This is a genomic window from Glaciecola sp. SC05 (genome assembly GCF_041380235.1).
In the GTDB taxonomy this organism is placed as follows: Bacteria; Pseudomonadota; Gammaproteobacteria; order Enterobacterales; family Alteromonadaceae; genus Glaciecola.
Genome location: NZ_JBGIYY010000009.1, coordinates 159,563 through 179,969 on the forward strand (window position 1 = coordinate 159,563; position 20,407 = coordinate 179,969).

Genomic DNA, 20,407 nt, shown 5'->3' on the forward strand with positions numbered 1-20,407 from the left:
TCGCATGTTTAACTTATTAGTTCATGCGAGTCTGCGCAACCGACTGTTGGTATTGGCGCTCGCACTTATTACACTTGTTTATGGGTTTTGGCAAGGTAAGCAGTTACCAATTGACGTGTTTCCCGACCTCAATAAACCGGTGGTGACGGTGTTGACCGAAGCTGGCGGAATGGCACCTGAAGAAGTTGAGCAGTTGGTTTCATTCCCGTTAGAAAACTTGCTTAACGGCGTAACCGGGGTCACGCGCGTGCGCTCGACCTCAGGCATTGGGCTGTCTATTTTATATGTCGAGTTTGATTGGGATACCGATGTTTATCGCAATCGTCAGTTAGTGTCAGAACGGCTCGACCAAGCAATATCTCAATTACCAAACGGTATTACGCCAGTGATGGGCCCGGTATCATCTATTATGGGTGAAATTATGCTAATAGCGTTGCCCATTAATACCGATGCGAATATCGATCCAATGCTCGTGCGAGAGTATGCCGATTTTGTGCTACGCCCACGTTTACTCTCTATTCCTGGCATTTCGCAAGCTATTCCTATTGGTGGAGAGGTTAGGCAAATTAGAGTTGAGCCCAAATTAGACATCATGCGCAACCTAGGGATTACAATGGCACAGGTACGTGATGCCATTGAAAACTTTGCATCTAATAAAGGTGGTGGATTTATTGATCTCAACAATCGAGAGTTTTTAATACGGCACAAAGGGCGAACACTTGACCTTAATGATTTACGTCAGTTGGCGGTTTCGTGGCAAAGCAATGCATCGGTAAGATTAGAACAACTAGCAAACGTACGCTACGGCTCTGCGGTAAAACGCGGTGATGGCGGTTATAACGGCAAACCAGCAGTTATTATTAATGTTCAAAAACAACCTGGCGCTGACACTGTTAAACTGACCAATGATATAGAGATGGCATTAAGGGAGCTGGCTACAGGCTTGCCTGAGGGTGTGTCTGCACCCCAAATATTGTTCCGCCAAGCCGACTTTATAAAAGCGTCGGTTGACAATGTGACAGAAGCGCTAAGAGATGGCTCTATTCTTGTCGTTATCGTTTTGTTTGCATTTTTGTTATCTACCCGAACCACCTTTATATCTTTACTTGCTATCCCACTATCGCTTGCGGCTACCGTCCTCATTTTTAAATGGATGGGGCAAACTATCAATGTAATGACTCTAGGTGGCTTAGCTATTGCCATTGGAGAATTGGTTGACGATTCGGTAGTCGATGTAGAAAACATCCTTCGCCGCTTAAAGCAAAATGCCAAACAAGCTAACCCTCATCCTGTTTTTGATGTGATATGGCGGGCAAGTGTAGAAGTGCGCTCAGGTATAGTCTATGCGACCGCCATAGTCGTACTGGTGTTTTTACCATTATTCGCGCTGCCAGGAATAGAAGGGCGTTTGTTTGCTCCTTTAGGGCAGGCATACATTATTGCAGTACTTGCCTCTTTACTCGTTTCTATGACGGTTACGCCCGTGCTCTGCTATTTTTTGTTGCCACAAATGAAGCAACTTAATAAAGGTGACAGCTTTTTGGTGTCAGTTTTAAAGAAATGGCAGGGCGCATGGCTTATATGGGCCTTACCTAAGCGGCGTTCAATATTATTGGTAAGTGGGTTTGCTGCTGTCATAAGCGCGTCGTCGATTGTATTTTTTCCTCGTGCCTTTTTGCCAGCGTTTAATGAGGGCTCTTTGGTATTAGGGATGATTTTTCAGCCAAGCACGTCGTTGTCTGAATCTAATAGGATGGGTCACTTGGCAGAGTCATTATTGCTATCGGTTGATGAAGTCACAGCCGTCGGGCGCAGAACGGGTAGAGCCGAACTTGACGAGCACGCCGAGGGCGTCCATTCTTCGGAAATAGACGTGGATTTAAAAGAATCGTCTCGCTCAAGGGAAGAAGTACTCGCTGAAATTCGTGAAAAACTTAGCGTAATACCCGCGCAAGTAGCCATTGGTCAACCTATTTCCCATCGACTCGACCATCTTTTATCTGGCGTAAGAGCCCAACTAGCAATCAAAGTATTTGGCGACGATTTAGATCAGCTTCGCATTAATGCAGAAAAAATTAGGCAAAAGTTAGAAGCGATCCCGGGACTTGTCGATATTAATGTCGAAAAACAAGTGCTCATCCCACAAGTGTCGGTCAGTTTAAAGCCAGACAAGCTTTTGCAATATGGCTTGAGCCCTGGCAAAGCAATAGAATATTTAGCTTTATTAACCGATGGGGATCATGTTGTCGATATTATTGACGGCGTTAAACGTTATGCTTTGGTCATGCGTTTAGATGAAAAGATGAGAAGTCCACAAGCCTTGAGTGCAGTACTTATAGATACGCCAGCAGGTGCAATTCCCATTGCTAATATTGCAGACATCACTATCAGCGACGGTCCCAATCAAGTCCTAAGAGAAAACGGGCGACGTAGGTTGGTGATTTATGCCAACAGCATAGGTGTGGACGTAAAAGAACTGTTATCTATGGTGCGCGAGCAAGTAAATGGGGTTGAATTAAGCGCCGACAGCTTTTTAAGCATCGAGGGCCAGTTCTTAGCTCAAGAGCAAGCCATGCGCTTATTAGTTTTGTTATCAGCAATGTCATTTGCGCTCATTTTTTTAGTTTTATACATGCGTTATAGATCCCTTGTGTTCGCCAGTATTATCATGAGTAGTTTACCTATGGCTTTATTAGGCGCAGTTGCAGCCATGTGGCTGACCCATACGCCGCTTTCGGTGGCATCGGTCGTTGGCTTTATCACGCTTACTGGTATCGCCTCAAGAAACGGTATCTTGAAGTTAAGTCATTATCTGAATTTGATTAAATTTGAGGGCGAGCAATTTAACACTCAGTTAATTGTTAGAGGGGCGCAAGAACGATTAGCGCCGGTGATGATGACCTCCATGGTAACTGCATTTGCGCTTATTCCCTTGTTAATGGCTGCCGACGCACCAGGCAAGGAAATTTTGCATCCCGTTGCTGTTGTCATCTTTTCGGGACTGCTTAGCTCAACGTTATTAGATACTTTGCTCACACCTTTGCTCTTTAGGGAGTTTGGTAGCAAGGCAACAATGCTGTGGCAACAGCGTAAATCAGACGAAGTAATGTAAACAGGTTTGTGTTAGCGACACCTTTTGAAGTTCGCTATTAATTGGAGAAATAACAATGAAAGTAGTAATTACGTTTGTATTGATGGTCTTATTATTTGCGATGATTTTTGCCCCTAAGGTTTCAGCTCATGGCAGTTTGGAGCCTAAGCATGGCGGTATAGTCCAAGAAGCACATGACATGGTATTTGAGCTAGTCAAAGAAGAAAAATCGGTAAGCCTTTACATAAGGGATCATGGTGAAGATTATTCTGCTACTGATCTTGTTGCTAGTATTGTTGTGCTTGCGGGTAAAGAAAAAAGTGAGGCGTCATTTATTCCTTCTGGTGGGAATAGGATGGTAGCAGATATTGCCGTTAGTGAAGGGGCAAAGGTGTTGGTTAGAGTGACTGACGATGACCATCATCCAATCACGATTAGGTACACTTTTTAGAGTGATTTATAGACATCTTCTTTATTTAAATTTTAAAGATTTCGTGGCCTATTTCCAGTCAAAAGTTTCAGATAATCAATAATTAGGTATCTGCGGCTCTGATTAAAATTGTCAAAAAATTGCTAGCCCAGAGGGCCACGAAATCCTATTTGTTAATTTGCACAACAAATCCTGACATAGCGGGGGGGACATAGTCGAACGATTTTGACCGGAAGATGAACGGAGTTTTAAAGTTTGTAATGTCGCTTTCAATATAAAATATTCAATATCAATAGAGTCGAAAAAAAGCAAAATTTTGTGGCATCAAATTAAATAAAATATTTTTTACATAGTGAATTGCCGTGGTGGGAGGTGCAGTAAACCAACGATTATTTGTAACAGATTATTGCTAGCAGTAGGCTGGGTTTGCAGCAAGAAACTATCAAGCTCATGTTCATACAGTTCATCTTAAGTAACGCGGCTCGAAGCACGTTTTCGAAGATTTTCAAACCACTAGCGCATCGTTTCGTGATTATATATCACTATAATGTAATCCAATCGCTATCTAGTGTGAGCTCCGTGGTTTATCAAAGAACAGCGTCGCATCAACTCAAAATAGAGATTAAGTTGACTGTTTTATACACCACATCTGCTGGTTTTTACGCGTCCTTTTATTTGGGTTTTAACCCAGTATCGGGTATGCCAGAGTAAGTGTCGAAATGCTTTATGTCTCGTTTTTGTTCTTCACTAGGTTGTATATCTATGGCTGCATTACGCACTTCTCTTGCTACTTCAGGGTGGATCACAAACATTTTTTCTACGGCTTTTTCAATCAGTTTTAAATGTGATTCACTCGGGTTATTGGCATAACTGATAGCGCTCACTAATGTTGAATGTATCAAACCTTTTAACTTGTCTTCATACTCATTTAGTGTACTTCTTGTATCTTCTATCTTCGCTTTGAGAGTCTCGTTTTCGACTCTTAAACGGTAAATATCACTATGCATTGTTTTTATTTGCAGCTCACGCTGTGTTTGTTTATGTTTTATTTTTGTAGTTTCTTCGAGTACTTTTGAGTGTTCATTACAAAGAATAGCTAGTTCGTTCGATAGCTTATTTTTCTCTTTCGTTAAATAGTTAGCTGTGTTGTATTCTCTGTCTGCGATCCGCTTATTCGTATCAATTGCAATTTTCTTGCGTTCTAATTTCTTAAGCTCGGGTGTTTCATATTCTTTTTTTGCAAATACATGTTTCTGTTGCTGAGTGTTTAAATATCTATAAAAGTGAGTCTGCAATAGCCGACCAACATTAGCAATCTGTTTTGTTTTTTGCTTCTTACTTTTTCCCAAATCAGAATAAAGATCTTCATAGTCAGCAATGCTATTAGCCAGCTTTTTTATCAACTCATACTGTGCCTGCACGAAGTCATATTCTCCGGTGTTTTTGTTTCTTGCATCAATAGCAAGATGTACATGATGATCGATTTCATCTTTGTGAAGAGCCGAAAAAACAATCGGAAATTGAGGGAAATACTGCCCGAAGTAACCCACTACTAAACGTTCTTGCTCCTCTGCTGATAGCTGATGTTCGTTCAAAGAAGGTATCTTAAATACAATAGATACTAAGCAAATTTTAAGCTGTGATGATTGATCTATATTTAAAGAAGCTCGCAGATTGTGTAGTTGTAAAATCGCAATCAATGCGCGACTTTTATCTGAAATTCTTTTGACTAACTCAAGCGCATTAAACTTATTCAACACATCGCTACTCTTAATTATTGTAGACTTTTCGTTCTGTATCAGATTTAATATGGTTTCATAGAACTTGCGTTCTGGTGCAGAATTTCTGTTATTTTGACTCCATTTCTTCAGCTTATGTTTGAGCTTTCTGAACGCTTGTAAGTCCATTTTATGGTTGTCATTTGTGAATAGTAACTCGACAGCTTCAAGCGCTTTTGTTCTATCTGCTGGGTTTATAATCAGCTTACCATAGAGTTTGTAAACATTATCTTTGGATTTTTCTGTAATCCTGTTTTGGCTTCTTTTTGCTTCGTTATCTAGAAGCAAATCATGCTTAACCAACGCCATCGCAAGATTTTTATTGCATTTAGCGACTCTTTTCTGTTTGTAAAGTACCGTCAATGGTGTCATGCCAAATCCTTATATATTCCGCCATATGAATGAAGTGAGACGTAAACAAACTATTTTGTTACCGTCCTACTTATTTTATCACAAAATTTTCACTTCGATTTTAATAGTGTGTTTTTCCATATTTAAAATTTCTCCGTTTATCAGAGGCTATTGTTTAGCTTAACCAACGACTATCGTAATATTGACGATGTTTTCTAGCAATTTGGCAGTTACTTTAAAACACTACATGTACAATGTTTGTATCGATGAAATAGAGGAATAGCTATACGCCTCAGTTTTTTTGTGAGTTGATGCCGTTGTATTTCAACTCGTACGGTAAATGTAATCATTATATTGATTTATAATTTACTAATGCCAAACTGAACTTGTAAATACATTAGGGGAAGAGGGCAGAGGATAGGCGTGAAAGACGAAGAAAAAATTGCATTGTTTATCGATGCAGATAATGTGCCAGCGGCTAAAATTGAAACCACTCTTTCAGAGCTTGCAAGATATGGCGCAGTCAATATTCGAAAGGCTTACGGAAATTGGGAAAGCCAGAACATAAAACAATTGGAAGATGTACTCCACGAATTTGCTATTCAGCCCATACAGCAGTTTGACCTAACTAAAGACAAAAATGCCACTGACATTGCGCTAGTAATTGATGCCATGGATATTCTGTACACTAAAGACGTGGACGCAATATGCCGCCTGGTATCCTCAGATTGTGAACTACGCCACTCGTTACACGAGCGTTGGCAGATGGAAAGTTTGTCATTGGTTTTGGCGAGCGCAAAGCGCCTGCGGCCTTAGTTAATAGTTGTTCTAAGTTCTTGTATCTTGATGACGAAACGAGCGACGAAAAGCCAGTTAAGAAATCAAAACCCAATATAAAAAGCGATATAAAACTGATGAATATGTTGCGCCAAGCAATCGAGGCATCTGAAGATGACACGGATTGGGCAAATTTAGGCACAATAGGACAACACATTTCCAACCATGCGTCTTTTGATCCACGTAATTATGGGTTTAAAAAGATAAAAGATTTATTTGCGGTAATTGACCTATTCGAGATGAAAATGCAAAACGGCAGTGGCACTTATATTCGGGACAAGCGTAAAATGAAATCATAGTTACTGAACGCTTTTTATAGCAGACGGTTGCAACGAGAAAATGTTAAAAGGACTTTAATTCATGAGTAACAAAGATATTGACAAGCTAAAAGACTTAAGCAAAAGTTGTGAACCAGATTATCGCCAAAAATACTTTTCAACAACGCTGGAAATTGAGCACGACGCATTAAGTCAAACTGCGATTAATGAAACTGCACCAAGAACAACAGTTCAATTGTTTGAAACAGCTAAGAATCTTTCTTTATATTCTTGGTTTGTATATCGGTTTCATCAAGTCTCCGAGTTGATAGCGTTTTCGGCGCTAGAAGTTGCTTTGAAAGAAAAGTATTTGCTCGAAAATCCTTCCGGAAGAAGTGAAAAAAAACAGGGGCGCTTGACACTTTTCAAACTGCTTGAATATGGCAAGAAAAATCAGTGGATCAAGAATGAAGGCTTTTCGAGTCTTTATAGGCGAGCTCGGAGATTTGCTGAAGAAAAGAAGAATAGGGAAAAAGCGGAGGCACATGACTTTGAAAAAGAACCAGAAATGTTTTGCGAGGAACCAACTGCACAAGAGATTGATGATGCGCTTAGGAGTATTGATTTAGTTTCAGCTGTGACTGAGAACACTAATAAGCATCGAAACAACCTAGCGCATGGTTCGAACACATTACAGGTGATAAAGTCGTGACTCAAGAAGACAACAAACAAGCCTTAACAACCTTATTTTTAGAAACTCGCCCAGAGGCTACACCAAAAATTATCGGCGACGTAGTTGGGCAAATCGACAAAATTGTAAAAGCCACACGGTTTGATGGTTGGCAAAACACTAATAGCGGACCTCGTGAGATTCAAAGAGCTTTGTTATTAACCTTGGCGCAATTTGGCTTAGGCAAAGATAAAGATTTGTTTAGTAAGGCTTATGATTATATTGAAGGGCATTATTAATGCGTGCTACAAAAGACTTGGTTTGTGAGCCTTGAAGGGAACACAATGCTTTGAGGGGGCACATTTAAAATATTACGGAAAGGAGGTCTTAAAATGCTGGTAGATAACACATTTAAATTCTTGTCTTCAGATATCGCTAAGATTGACGGAGCAGATGTTCGAGAAAATTTGGAAATTGACTTGAGCAGCGATGAAGAAAGCGATGGACTAAAGTTGTTTTTACGTTTCGTTAATAAAATTTTAGATGTCGACAACTTAATCATACTGGCAGGGTCTGGTACATCTATGACATTTAACGATCCTAATGAAGCAACTCCAATTGCTCCAAGTATGTGGCACTTATGGGAGTATTGCCGCTTAGAAGATGAAAAATTGTTTGATTTGACATTAAAAGCAACAAATTATGCTGTTTTGCAATCTCAAAAAGATGCTACTGGAAAACCAAAGCCAGATATAGAATTACTTTTATCGCTTTGCGACTCCTCACTTGCAGTAGGTAATTTGTCTGCGACGAGAACGAGCCAAGTCTCTAAGTTTTTAGAAAAGGCTAAACAAACCATTTTGGAAAAAACGGACTTTGTTGACCTTATTCCAAATGAAGCGAACTGGGCAAGCCACAACAAATTTATTCGCACTGTCGCGCGAAGAAGTGCACAACAGCAGAGGTTGAAACTTTTCACTACAAACTATGATTTAGCCTTTGAAAATGCCGCTTCAAATACGGGGTTTGTCGTAATAGATGGTTTTGAATATTCCAACCCTTCTTATTTCAACCCCATGTGGTTTAACTACGATATTGTTAATAGAGGACAATCACTTAATAGTGAAGGCGCTTATCTACCTAACGTGTTTCAGCTATATAAAATGCATGGTTCTGTTGATTGGCGAAGAATTAACGGCCGAATTAGGAAAACCTCATCCGATAATATCAGCGGAGACCCTGTTTTCATTTATCCTAGCAGTTCCAAGTACCAAAACTCCTATGACTCCCCGTACCTAGATATGATGACATCATTTTTAGATGCTGTTAAAAAGCCCAAAACGGGGGTGCTCTGCTTAGGCTTCGGGTTTAATGACAAGCACATCAATAACGCATTAACGATGGCGCTAAGAACAAATCCTGAATTTATGTTAATGGTAGCTACTAAAGATGCATTTAATGAGAGTGGCTCTTTTAATAGTGACATTAGACTGTTGTTGAAATCTGCGATTAACCATGGTGATGGCAGAATGGCAATAGTCGATTCTACTTTCGAACAGTTTTCTGAAATCTTGCCTGAGAGAAGATCGAAGAGTCCAGAAGATGACTTGTTTAAATTATTCGAAAAGCTAACGGCCAACAACCAATAAGGGAGCGTGATATATGGATTTACACGAATGGTTTTCACCGTATGACTCAGCAAGAAGAATCGGTAGTGTCATAAGCGTTTCAGCGACAGAAATAGTAATAAATTTATCCAAAGCGGGATCCGGTGAACCCAATTGGTCATTCGGTAATAGAATAGGCGCTGGTGAAGTCAATGAGTTTGTTTTTGTTGATGTAGGTGATACATCAATACTAGGTCGGCTGGTTAAAGTATGGATCGAAGGTGGTGAACGGCTAAGTGTAGATGGTTTAATTGACAAACCAACAGCAAATCATCCTATTGGATTAGTTCAGATACTGGTAAGCATAAACCCTGCGAATGGTCGAAATTTTAAAGGAATTAGACAACACCCTCGTTTGGGTAGTCAGGTTTATTCCGCACATCCTTATTTGGTTTCTTTGCTAGCAGAGGGAAAACAAGATGATTCAAGCGCACATATTTATATGCCCCTGGCAGAGCTCCCCCATGATGAAGGCGTCACTATTCACGTAACACCCGAAAAGTTATTTTCGAGACATTGTGCAATTCTTGGCACTACTGGTGGAGGCAAAAGCTTTTCAATGGCAACCATTATAGAACAGGTAGAGTCAGCCGGCGGTAAAGCGATAATAATAGATCCGACCGGAGAATATAGCGAACTACCTTGTCAAAGTTACTTTGTGGGTGAAAATCAAAATGCAACGCCAGCAAATAAAGTTACTTTTCCACACTGGCAATTTACTGATTCAGATATTAGAGCTTTTTTACGACCATCGGCACAGAGTCAATCACCAAAGTTAGATGCTGCAATTGAAAGTTTAAAAGTCGTCAATCAATATTTTAGGGAAGACAATCACGGTCTGCCAATAACACCTAACAATCTTCTTATTAAGGCTGGGCAACTAAAGCAAACTTTTGAAAATGCACTTTTAAATATGAGCAACATTATGCATTTAAGCCCATGGAGTTTTAGTAGTGTTGCCGAACAGATCGTAAATGAGTGTGTTTGGCCAAATGGAGGCTCTGCAAATAATCCGGATACAACTATCTGGGGAAATCGTGCTGACAACGATGTTGGGCATTGTCTGAATCTTATATCAAGAGTTAAGGCTTATTCTAATAACAATCATTTAAAGTGGATGATTGATGTTGATCCTAACTTGAAAACAGTGCCGAATTTAATTGATGACTTTTGTTCGCCTGATAATCAGGACAAGCTCATTCGTTTAGACTTGTCAGAGGTCCCTTTCGAAGCTAACTCCCGCGAAATATTAGTTAATGCAATTGGCAGAAAATTATTGTCGGTAGCAAGAAATGGGCATATTAGCCATGACAAACCTTTATTAGTCTTTATTGATGAGGCACATCAATTCCTTAACAAACGAATTGGCGAAGACACTAGCCGATTTGAGCTTGACGCTTTTGGTAACATAGCTAAAGAGGGCAGAAAATATGGGCTTAATACGGTCATCGCAACACAAAGGCCTAGAGATATTCCAGAAGATGTTTTAAGTCAAATAGGTACGCTGATAGTCCACAGATTAACCAATCAACTAGATCAAGATATAGTGAGAAAAGCGGTCGGTGCTATTGATCAACGTTCTGCTTCCTTCTTACCAGTCCTAGGACAAGGCGAAGCACTGCTCTTGGGAGTCGACTTTCCATTCCCTATGACAGTGAAAATGAAGCAGCCCGAAAACAAACCAACGTCAAAAAGTGCAGAGTTTTCTTTCAGTTGGCAACAGTAGCGTTATTGTATTTTGAAAGCTCAATGTTTATTGAGCTTTAATTGCTGTTCAATGAAAAGTTGTGACGTATTTCAATTAACTTTTAGTGCTTAAGCGATTCATTTGACTATTATAGTAGACGCATACTAAGCGCAAAAGGCATTAAGAAAAACAGCTACTTTACACTGCCACTAAACTCTGTCATCATAATTACACAGTAGCTACAAACCACGAGTTACAAGGGCTTGAGTTTTCTGGCGGAGATTTCCTCTCTCTAACCCAACTAATTTTAAAGCCTGCTAATATTAGTGAATGAAAATCGTGAGTTAACGTACCTAAATACGAAAAATTAACTTTGTCATATTACTCTGCTATAGCAATCTACCACCAAGATACTAAGTTAGTATGTATTAATACAAGCCAACTGTAACTATCCCCTAAAATTAATAGCGCTCAAAAAAGACACAAACGTCAAAAAAATTCATAACACTATATTTTGCCTCGTCTTTCGATGAATTATTTAATGGATATCAATATTTTACTGTAAAGTTCAACAGATAAACGCTTATTGTATTTACTCAGGAACTTTATTACGAAGTGCAAAAAATATTTAAAGGAATTTTCAAAAAGTAAATATGTATATCTATACATAGGTATAAAAAACAACACGACAATATAAGATCTCAGAGCATACATTTGGAACTCACATGGACGTCAGCTTTGCATGCGCTGTCATGCCAAGAAATCCAATTTTATGAAGTACTCAAAGGATGAGATTTATGATTGAAAACAAATTCTACACTACGCAGCAAATGTGCGAACTATTTGGTATTTCTCAAACGACGCTATGGCGTTACCGAGAACTTAATCAATTACCACGTTCAATAAAACTGGGCGGCAAGCGCAGATGGCTCCGAGATGATGTCGATCGTTTCATTGAGAGACGATTCGAAGGTGATGTATAGAGATATAAAAAATGTTTTGAGGGATCTCAGATATGCTAAACCATATCTGTAGTCGACTTGATTCTTTTAATTACGGCTAACTGGCGAATAGGCAAGGATTGTTTGGTGACCCTAATACTAATTCGCCATTTAATCATCAAAATCACCAGAGATGATGTTCATTGCCTTCTGAGAAACATCAGGACAGAGATGACTATAATATTTTTCAATCATGCGCTGACTTTTATGGCCAACTAGTTTAGCAACCGATAATAACGGTATTCCTTCAGCAACCAATTTGCTACAAAAGTGATGTCTCAGTGAATAGAAGTGCAGCTCATATTCAATGCCAGCTAGTTCTAGTAGTTCTTTCCAATAACGTTCATGTGCTTGTCGATGGCGCCGTCTACCATCAACATTGGCAAAGACGAAGCCAGAAGTTGGGGAGCCTGTTAGCGCGTGCCACCATTTAATCTCGTCTAGTATCCCTGTATTTAAAGGTATGGTCACCTCGCAAGGATTGGGATGATGCTGAGTTTTTGAAGGAATAAGACTGATACGCTCTTGCTCAAGCATAATCTCTTCCCATCTTAATTCATGGAGGTCTCCAACCCTTAGGGCAGAATAAGCTCCAATTTTATAAAACATGTAAAACCAAAAGCCATCCGCATGGTATCCAAAATGGTCTGTTTTAGAATACTTCTTTTTGAAAAGTTTCAGTGCTTTAGACAGGCTACCAAGCTCATCTTTTGTGAGCATCCTGCGTTTTCGTTTGTCTTCGGTGCTTTTTTGTTTGACTTTGCCATCAGTTTTTTGGCTTTGGAGAACTACGGAGTCAAGCGGGTTTTTAGCAACTACTTTGTCGTTCACCGCTTTTCTTATCATAGTCTTAAAGACCTTGTAATAGCTTTCAATCGTTACATGAGCGATGCGATTTTCTTCTAGGGCGTGTTGCCATTGGTTAATCAATTTCTGGTCAACATCAGCGATGGGGAGCTTTAAATATTCTTTAAAGCTGGAATTAATCTTATTAAACGTAGCCTTTCCAGAATTTGTTTTTCTGCTTAGATGAATTGAATAATCGGTATTTAAGTATTCACCTATAGTGATATGCGAATATGCTTTTATTTCATTCTTTGTTTCTTCTTTTTGTTTATTCTTATTCGCAAGGACATCAATGCCATTGTTGATATCAGCCCTATGTTGAAGGGCTATTTCAGCAGCTTTAATCCGATCGGCAGTACCGTCTACATAATTTGCAATAACAAAAGATTTCTTATCCCCCTCAGCATTGGTATAACGGAATCGCCAACTTGCACCCGATTTCAATTTTTGTAGGTGAAACCCAACAATCTTCTGGCAGCTCAACTCTTGACGATAATTTCCGTCTTTAACATGCTTTATCGATTTCTCTTCTGTTATGGACGTTATGCTTTTCCGTGACATGATAAACTCCTGGTTTGCATGCAAACTAAAAATGGGTAATAGTGTGAAAGGGAATTATAGCAAATGAAAAGGTATATTTGAAATTAATATTTAAAAACAATGCTTTATGAATACATTTGAGGTAGGTTGAAAAATATTGAAATGTAAAAAATCTACCTTGACATGGTAGAGGTCCCCAGTTCGAGTCTGGGTAGTCGTACCAATCATACTCCTAAATCGCTAATGCGAATTCTTCAAATAATAAAACGTCACCTGGTCGTAATCAGAGCCAACACCATTAGCGTCGCCATCTTCACCAGTATTATTTTGAGAGTACGCGCCGGCTTTAAAGTAATTCCAATTGTCCACCACATCATATCCACTGTTTTCAGCAATCATATCTACGTACTGATGCGCAATAATCGGAGCGTTCAAATCACCACGGCGAATGATCACGTCGATTCTGGCGCCTTCTTGAATAATTTCATATGAAAATACCTCACCTAGTGCGATGCCTTGTGCAGGGTTACTCGTAAATATAGGTTGGTTGTTTTGATTATTGTTTACGGGCCCTAACACCGTTTTCCATAAATCTTCACCACCATTTAATTCGTGGGCAAAATATATGTAACCGCGCTCATTATTTGGAAACTTTTTATAATAAAGGCGAATGGGCTCGTCGTCACCGGCGTGGATTTGCCCAATAATTACTCGACCAGTATGTGACTGACTGCCAGTAGTTGTAACCTTGTCTACCTTAAGGGTCGCTTGCAATACGCCGCCTCTGCCGCCCACTGAGCGTCCTGGATCAGGTTGGTAGCCAAGGATCCAATTGTTTAAATTCACGCCTTGAGTAGAAATGCCAGTGTTGCCTCTGCGCAACATTTCACGTAGCTCAGACCGTGTAAAGCTGGTGTTGGCGGAGGTTTTTGCACCAAAAATGGTTGCTCTAAAAGTCATTCCGCCGTCATCTGCGGTAAAAAAATATTCATCATCTGTAAAACCTGCATCTAACTGACGCTCGCTCGCGCGTAACGAAAAACCATCGCTAGGGTCAGTCCTAGGCGTATCTAGAGCCCATGTCAGTAAATCGAAATTATCGCCTGATGGAGCATTAGGACTTAAATTGTATTGAGCCAAATCCACTGTCTGCGGCTTTAATGGCGCAGAGCTAACATCCAAGGGGCACCCAAACACCGCTATTTCAGAGAGTGCGGTTGTATTACTCATATTGCCGTTACTGATTATTCTTACAAATCGAGCCACGGTGTCGGGTACATCAAAGCGTTCAATGGCGTGGCTTGTACCCGAGCTGGTTTCATTACTTAGGAGCGTCGTGTATGTCAGGCCATCTTCAGAAACTGAAATGTCAAAGGAATTGGTACTTTGATCGCCCTCAAACCAAGCGGTTCCTATTTCTTTTATAAGGTGGCGATAGCCTAGCTCGACAGTGAGCTGGGCATCACTGGCGCTGCTCTGCCATCTGTTGTTTGGTAATAAGCTGCCATCAATGGCTTTTGAAGCTTCAAAGCCTGCATCTACTGTGCTATCACTTTCTACACTGAGCAATTCAATATAATCTAATCCCGCACAAGTTGTTCTGCTTGTGTCAGCGGGGAATATAGGGTCAGGTATGTTCGACGACGGTGGCGGCGTGGGCGGGAGCACCGGTGGTGCAGGCGGATTATTGACTGCAGAACTGCCACCGCAGCCATTTAAAAACAGAAAAGTACTTAGAATAAAAACAAAGCGAATCACTGCACTGCCTCTCGTTTATTATTACCAATATAGCAAACTTATGCGCATGCATTTGATTTATTGGTATACAAATTGGTCACTAAAAGTAAATGGATTGTTAGCACTTGTCAATTAAATTGGTATTGGCGGATTAGCGTCAGCAGGCAAGTGGCAATTACTTGGTGAATTAAGGGTTTGCGCTTATGATCCCTATGGTGTCTAAGCGACTATAGATTTGCTGTTAGTCAAATTCGCCCATGTGTTAGCTGATGTGCGCTTGACTGCTCAGTGCTGTAAATTTGATGAAGGAAAAAGATGCGCAACACCATAACTGAAACCGTAACCAAAGTTCATCATTGGAACGATACCCTGTTTAGCTTTAAGACAACACGCGGCAGTAGCTTTACTTTTGAAAACGGGCAATTTGTAATGATTGGCTTAGAAGTGGATTCACGCCCATTGTTACGAGCTTACAGCATTGCTTCGGCTAATTACGAAGAGGAACTGGAGTTTTTTAGTATTAAGGTTGCCGATGGGGCGCTGACCTCTCGATTGCAAAAAATTCAAGTGGGTGACGAGATTATTCTCACCACAAGAGCCACAGGCACGTTGGTACCCGGTTATTTAAAACCTGGCAAGCACTTGTACTTATTATCCTCTGGTACGGGCTTAGCTCCGTTCATGAGCATTATAAAAGACCCCTTTATCTACGATGCTTTTGAAAAGGTGATACTGGTGCACAGCGTGCGCTATATTTCAGAGCTGGCCTACAAAGACGAAATTGAAAAGGAACTGCCGCAAAACGAGTATTTTGGAGAGGATGTCAAAAACAAGCTCTTGTATTATCCCACCGTTACGCGTGAAGCCTTTCAATATCAAAGCGTTAACGAGTTACAAGACAGCGAAAGTCATCATACGCGCATCACCTCTTTACTCACAAGCGGTCAGCTAACTGAGAATCTAGGGCTACCCGATATCAACACGCATGACGACCGCTTTATGATTTGTGGTAACAACAATATGCTGCGAGACTTAATGCATATTTTAGACGAAAAGGGCTTTTCAAAAGCAACGTCGCGAACACTCGGCGAGTACGTAATTGAGCAGGCATTTATTGAAAAATAGAACACGTTAAACAAACCTACAAGAACAAAAACGCCGGCAAGTGCTTTACTATTTGTCGGCGTTTTTAATTAAAGCGCATAAGTACTTGTCAAAGTACTTTTCAAACTAAGTAAACTGAGCGCTGTTTCTTACCCGTAGTTCAGCTTAAGTAAATATACCTTACCTAAAACTGATAAGACACACTCAAGCGGGCGTTAACCGGCTCACCTATGCTGATATTGTTATCGTTATGTGCGGCAGGAAAGTAAGCTTCATCTAGCAAGTTCTCAACATTTAACTGCACCTGCAGATCTTCTGACACATTGTAGTAAACCGCAGCATCTATCCGCGTAAAGTCAGGTAATTCAACATTATTACTCAATGAAGCAAACTGCGCTGATTGATAAATCACGCCTAAGCCAAAGGCCCACGCTTCGTTCAGCTCATAGCGGTTCCATACCGTAAACATATTTTCAGGTACCTGCGACAGCGTGCGGTTACCTATGTCGTTCGCTGCGGTCACGCGGCCGGTTTCTTCTGCGTCGATGTTGCTGTAACCGGCACTGATTTCCCATGCGTCGTTAATATAGCCGACTAACTGAATTTCAAAACCGCTGGTTTGAGTACCTGTGATAAGCAGATTTTCAGGGTTGCTAGGGTCGGTGACCGTGCCGTTTTCGCGAGTGACTTCAAACCACGCAGTAGTAAAACTCAAGGTATCAGTAATATTGTATTTCAAGCCGATTTCGCGGTTTTCAAACTCCTCTGGAGCAAGCGCTTGAGAGTTGATTGAAAGGGATAAAAACTGATCGCCGGAGCGCGGTAAAAATGAGCGGCTCAAACTCACATAAAATGAAATATCATCATTCGGTTTGTAGATAGCGCCTAGTCTTGGTGATACCTCGCTGTCTGCCCGACCTAAGCTGCCATCGTTCCCGTCCGTTGGCCCATTACTGGCTTCTATTTGGTCAAATACGTCGATGTCAAAACGATCGTAACGCAGTCCTACTACTACAATAAAGTGGTCATTTAGCTTGATTTCATCTTGTAAAAATATCGAGCTAAAATTGACGTCTGACGAGCGGTCTCTGACAAAGTCCGTGAAACCAACTGAAGGAATGATGAGTGGGTCGGTAAACGCGAAGCTTATCTGGTCATCGTTACTCGCCGCAAACAGAGTATCACGACGACTATTTGCGGTGTCTTGGTTGCCATATTCTGCGCCTAATAACACTGTATGCTCAAAGCTACCGGTCATGAACTGCCCAACTGCGTTAAATTGCACAATCAAGTTTTCGCGTGCGGTAGCGTCTATGTAACCATCTAGAGTAACTGTATTGGCGTCTTCATCAAAAGCTGTCGGATACAGATTTTGATAAAGTTTGTCGTAATCAGCATATTGTAACGTGCTATTAATCGACCAATTTTCAGAGAGTTGATGGTCAAACTTGGCTCTAAAAACGTGAGCTTGCAAGGTCGTAAAGTTGAGGTCTTTGTCGCCAAAAAAGGTGTCTTCTACGCCGGCTAGCGGTCGACCATTTAAGCTGGGCACACCCCTGTCAACTACACGGTCATCATCGATGTATTCATAAGAAAGTACTAATTGAGTGACATCGCTTATGTTGTTGGTATAGGTAGGGTTAAATGCATAGCGAGTGCCGTCAAACTCATCTCTGTGGTTATCGAGGTGTTCATAGAAACCGTTAATGCGAATGGCTTGGTCGTCGCTTAGTTGGCCGTTATGGTCAATTGCCATCATCGTATTTGAAAAACTATCGATGTTGGCGTTTAAACGCGTGAACTGCTCATTCGGATTAGCGGTTTTGGTGACTCGATTGACAATGCCGCCGCCGCCGCCTCGACCAAAGAGCAGGGCATTCGCGCCGCGTAAAATCTCAACGCGGTCTAGATTATAAAGTGGGCGAAAATACTGAACGTCATCGCGTAAACCGTCGATGAAAAAATCGGCAGTGGTATTTTGACCACGGATGGTCATCTGGTCTCTATGTCCTTCGCCCTGACCAATTGAGGCGCCTGGTGTGTATTGTAAGACATCAGCAATAGATACAAATCCTTGTGCTTGAATTTGCTCGCTAGAGATAACTGACAAAGACTGCGGAACATTTACCAACAGGGTAGGAGTTTTCACTGCATCTGCATTTTGTTGTCCAAAGTAGGCACCGCGCACGGTAATGCGCTCAATCTCAGAAGCAGAATCTGGCGCCTGCATGATGGGAGGTGTTGAATCATTCGCCAATACTTCAGATGTGCAGAAGGCAAGGGCGACAGCCGCGCTAATAAGCGTGACTTGCGTGAGGTGTTTAAACATGAAAAGTTAACTTGTCTTGGAATTTGTGGCGCAAGTCTATTGCTTATGCAAATGAGAGTCAATCGCATTTGCATTTAAAGCTATAAACAGTAGACCAAAGTGGTAAGCAATCATGACACTCGTGCAAATAAGAAACAAAATGCTGGGAATATTGTTTTAAGTGGTTTTATTTCGCCTGAGTCATTACCATAAGGAATGTTAGCGAGTTGGACTAAGTAGAGGGTTGTCAATGACGATGCAGGAGTCTATGCAAAAAACTACACAAAAAACTACACAAAAAACCACGCAAAAAACAGTGCTGGTCACAGGCGGGAGTTCAGGCATTGGCTTGGCCATTGTGAAGCGATTTGTAAGCAGTGGGTGTCGCGTATTTAACTTAGATATTCAAAACAGCGAACAAGGCATATTTGTGCGCTGTGATATGACTGATCACCATGCGGTAAGCACCTGTATTGCCGATATTGCGTCACAACAGGGCATTGATGTTCTAATATGTAACGCCGGTAAACACCTTTCGGCCAATATCGAAGATACTGATGAGGCCACGCTATTAGCCATGTTTAACTTAAATGTGAAAGGCGCTTATTCTGCAACAAAAGCCTGCTTACCGCATATGAAACAACGGGGCGGCAGCATTATTTATATTGCCTCTGAGCAGGCTTTGGTAGCCAAATCGAATTCTTTTGCCTACAACCTTAGTAAGCATGCCTTGGCTTCAATGGCGAAAACCACCGCCATTGATTACGCCAAATATAATATTCGCGCCAATGCGGTATGCCCTGGCACCATTGAAACGCCCCTTTATCATGCTGCAATTGATCGCTACTGTGAAACATCAGGTGCCGATAAAAACGCCGTACATGCGGAAGAAGCCAAGTTACAGCCCCTCGGCAGAATTGGACAAGCAGATGAGGTGGCCGCTATGGTGCAGTTTTTAGCTTCAGACGATGCCAGTTTTATTACCGGTAGCCTACAGGTAATAGACGGCGGTTATAGCGCGCAATGATCACAAAAGTAATTGACCCTCACGTCCACCTGTTCGACCTACAAGCGGGTGAGTACGGGTGGTTAAATACCTTAAGCCCTGTTCAACAGGCAAAAATTGCTCGTTCATTCATACCCACGGACATGACGCTAAACGGCGATGCTTGCTTAGTTGGCTTGGTGCATATTGAAGCGGGTTTTGATAATCATCAGCCATGGCGAGAAATCCAGAATGTAGAAGCGCTTATTACGCAATACAATCAAAGCATGAAATTAAGCGCGCATGAGGCCTCTCAAAGCGACACATACACGCCGCTGCAGTGCCGAAGCGCGGGTTATGCAAACCTCATTTGGGAACCACAGCACTTTGCCGATGCCGTCAACAAACAGTCTGAATTTAGGTCTTGTAAAGGTATACGTCATATCCTCGATGACGATGCCCATAGCGTGCTAACAAGCGAGCATGCTGTCGCTAATCTTCAATATTTAGAACGCAATAGTTTGCTTTTTGAGTTACAAGCAGCGCTTTGCGATGAGTCAACGGCAGATCTGCTTGTCGAGGTATTGAAAAAGGTGCCTAACTTAGCCGTAGTGCTCAATCATGCGGGCTTTGCGCCACTATCGGAAATCTATGAAGACGCAAGCTCTTTGCCATCTCTCAAGCTTGCGATTTGGCAAAATAACATGTCACGGCTAGCACAGATGCCAAAGGTATCGGTAAAGTGCTCCGCATGGGAAATGATGCAGCCTGATTATGTCAAAGCAGAGTTTCAGTTTAGGCTAAAGGCTTGTATTAAATATATTGCGAAGTGTTTTACGGATGAACGCATGATGTTTGCCAGCAATTTTCCGCTGGTGTTATTTGCGCAAGGCTACGCAGATTATTGGACGCACATGATTGAATTAGGGCGTGACTGCGAACTTGATATTAACAAAGTGTGTTTTGAAAACGCGCAAAGAATATATCAATTTGAAGATTAGGATTTGCAGTGAGGCCAGCATATAAAAAGAGGCGCTGAGAATACCTTATCAGCGCCTCTTTATATTGCTTACTAAGTGTTACTTGCTATGCGTTACTTGCTATGCGTTACTTGCTAT

Annotated in this window: 13 protein-coding genes and 2 pseudogenes; 11 read left to right on the top strand and 4 right to left on the bottom strand. The window is 41.2% G+C overall.

Annotated elements, in window-relative coordinates; all coding sequences use genetic code 11:
• The first annotated feature begins 4 nt into the window (after nt 1-4).
• Together AB9H30_RS10380 and AB9H30_RS10385 are read left to right on the top strand one after the other, a co-directional pair.
• Nucleotides 5-3,112, top strand: a complete 3,108-nt coding sequence (locus AB9H30_RS10380; RefSeq protein ID WP_371194600.1) for an efflux RND transporter permease subunit — start codon at nt 5-7, stop codon at nt 3,110-3,112.
• A 55-nt stretch (nt 3,113-3,167) separates the two neighbouring features.
• Nucleotides 3,168-3,542, top strand: coding sequence for a hypothetical protein (locus AB9H30_RS10385; protein ID WP_371194601.1), 375 nt, complete (start codon nt 3,168-3,170; stop codon nt 3,540-3,542).
• A 650-nt stretch (nt 3,543-4,192) separates the two neighbouring features.
• Here the strand turns inward: AB9H30_RS10385 and AB9H30_RS10390 are convergent.
• Nucleotides 4,193-5,671, bottom strand: coding sequence for a hypothetical protein (locus tag AB9H30_RS10390; protein ID WP_371194602.1), 1,479 nt, complete (start codon nt 5,669-5,671; stop codon nt 4,193-4,195).
• Nucleotides 5,672-6,073: 402 nt separating this feature from the next.
• Here AB9H30_RS10390 and AB9H30_RS10395 point away from each other — a divergent pair.
• From AB9H30_RS10395 to AB9H30_RS10420, 6 genes and pseudogenes are all read left to right on the top strand, one after another.
• A pseudogene (locus AB9H30_RS10395) lies at nt 6,074-6,786 on the top strand (NYN domain-containing protein).
• 61 nt (nt 6,787-6,847) lie between these two features.
• A complete protein-coding gene (locus AB9H30_RS10400; protein WP_371194603.1) occupies nt 6,848-7,456 on the top strand; it encodes a hypothetical protein in 609 nt (202 codons plus the stop codon).
• A pseudogene (locus AB9H30_RS10405) lies at nt 7,429-7,713 on the top strand (hypothetical protein); the annotation flags it as partial. The gene AB9H30_RS10400 and the pseudogene AB9H30_RS10405, both read left to right, overlap by 28 nt.
• A gap of 180 nt (nt 7,714-7,893) precedes the next feature.
• The gene (locus tag AB9H30_RS10410; RefSeq protein ID WP_371194604.1) at nt 7,894-9,063 is read left to right on the top strand and encodes an SIR2 family protein; all 1,170 of its coding nucleotides are present in this window, start codon (nt 7,894-7,896) and stop codon (nt 9,061-9,063) included.
• Nucleotides 9,064-9,076: 13 nt separating this feature from the next.
• Nucleotides 9,077-10,807, top strand: a complete 1,731-nt coding sequence (locus AB9H30_RS10415) for an ATP-binding protein (RefSeq protein WP_371194605.1) — start codon at nt 9,077-9,079, stop codon at nt 10,805-10,807.
• Nucleotides 10,808-11,565: 758 nt separating this feature from the next.
• The gene (locus AB9H30_RS10420) at nt 11,566-11,751 is read left to right on the top strand and encodes a helix-turn-helix transcriptional regulator (RefSeq protein ID WP_371194606.1); all 186 of its coding nucleotides are present in this window, start codon (nt 11,566-11,568) and stop codon (nt 11,749-11,751) included.
• A gap of 129 nt (nt 11,752-11,880) precedes the next feature.
• Here the strand turns inward: AB9H30_RS10420 and AB9H30_RS10425 are convergent, their stop codons facing one another.
• On the bottom strand, nt 11,881-13,176 hold the full coding sequence (locus AB9H30_RS10425; protein WP_371194607.1) for a tyrosine-type recombinase/integrase: 1,296 nt from the start codon (nt 13,174-13,176) through the stop codon (nt 11,881-11,883).
• 219 nt (nt 13,177-13,395) lie between these two features.
• A complete protein-coding gene (locus AB9H30_RS10430) occupies nt 13,396-14,913 on the bottom strand; it encodes a polysaccharide lyase family 7 protein (RefSeq protein WP_371194608.1) in 1,518 nt (505 codons plus the stop codon).
• A gap of 294 nt (nt 14,914-15,207) precedes the next feature.
• Here AB9H30_RS10430 and AB9H30_RS10435 point away from each other — a divergent pair, with 294 nt between their 5' ends.
• Nucleotides 15,208-16,017 carry a ferredoxin--NADP reductase gene (locus AB9H30_RS10435; protein ID WP_371194609.1) on the top strand — a complete coding sequence of 270 codons (810 nt, stop codon included), beginning with the start codon at nt 15,208-15,210 and terminating at the stop codon, nt 16,015-16,017.
• A 163-nt stretch (nt 16,018-16,180) separates the two neighbouring features.
• Here AB9H30_RS10435 and AB9H30_RS10440 read toward each other — a convergent pair whose 3' ends face one another.
• Nucleotides 16,181-18,325, bottom strand: a complete 2,145-nt coding sequence (locus AB9H30_RS10440; protein ID WP_371194610.1) for a TonB-dependent receptor — start codon at nt 18,323-18,325, stop codon at nt 16,181-16,183.
• A 247-nt stretch (nt 18,326-18,572) separates the two neighbouring features.
• Between AB9H30_RS10440 and AB9H30_RS10445 the strand changes: the two genes are divergently transcribed.
• A complete protein-coding gene (locus AB9H30_RS10445; RefSeq protein WP_371194611.1) occupies nt 18,573-19,331 on the top strand; it encodes an SDR family NAD(P)-dependent oxidoreductase in 759 nt (252 codons plus the stop codon).
• Nucleotides 19,328-20,290: an amidohydrolase gene (locus AB9H30_RS10450; protein ID WP_371194612.1), complete on the top strand. Its 963-nt coding sequence runs from the start codon at nt 19,328-19,330 to the stop codon at nt 20,288-20,290. The genes AB9H30_RS10445 and AB9H30_RS10450 overlap by 4 nt, the downstream gene beginning before the upstream one ends.
• The last annotated feature ends 117 nt before the right edge of the window (nt 20,291-20,407 follow it).

Coding starts and splice junctions, on each gene's coding strand:
- AB9H30_RS10400 (WP_371194603.1), top strand. CDS start 6,848: ATGAGTAACAAAGATATTGACAAGCTAAAAGACTTAAGCAAAAGTTGT.
- AB9H30_RS10390 (WP_371194602.1), bottom strand. CDS start 5,671: ATGACACCATTGACGGTACTTTACAAACAGAAAAGAGTCGCTAAATGC.
- AB9H30_RS10440 (WP_371194610.1), bottom strand. CDS start 18,325: ATGTTTAAACACCTCACGCAAGTCACGCTTATTAGCGCGGCTGTCGCC.
- AB9H30_RS10425 (WP_371194607.1), bottom strand. CDS start 13,176: ATGTCACGGAAAAGCATAACGTCCATAACAGAAGAGAAATCGATAAAG.
- AB9H30_RS10385 (WP_371194601.1), top strand. CDS start 3,168: ATGAAAGTAGTAATTACGTTTGTATTGATGGTCTTATTATTTGCGATG.
- AB9H30_RS10435 (WP_371194609.1), top strand. CDS start 15,208: ATGCGCAACACCATAACTGAAACCGTAACCAAAGTTCATCATTGGAAC.
- AB9H30_RS10450 (WP_371194612.1), top strand. CDS start 19,328: ATGATCACAAAAGTAATTGACCCTCACGTCCACCTGTTCGACCTACAA.
- AB9H30_RS10380 (WP_371194600.1), top strand. CDS start 5: ATGTTTAACTTATTAGTTCATGCGAGTCTGCGCAACCGACTGTTGGTA.
- AB9H30_RS10420 (WP_371194606.1), top strand. CDS start 11,566: ATGATTGAAAACAAATTCTACACTACGCAGCAAATGTGCGAACTATTT.
- AB9H30_RS10415 (WP_371194605.1), top strand. CDS start 9,077: ATGGATTTACACGAATGGTTTTCACCGTATGACTCAGCAAGAAGAATC.
- AB9H30_RS10445 (WP_371194611.1), top strand. CDS start 18,573: ATGCAAAAAACTACACAAAAAACTACACAAAAAACCACGCAAAAAACA.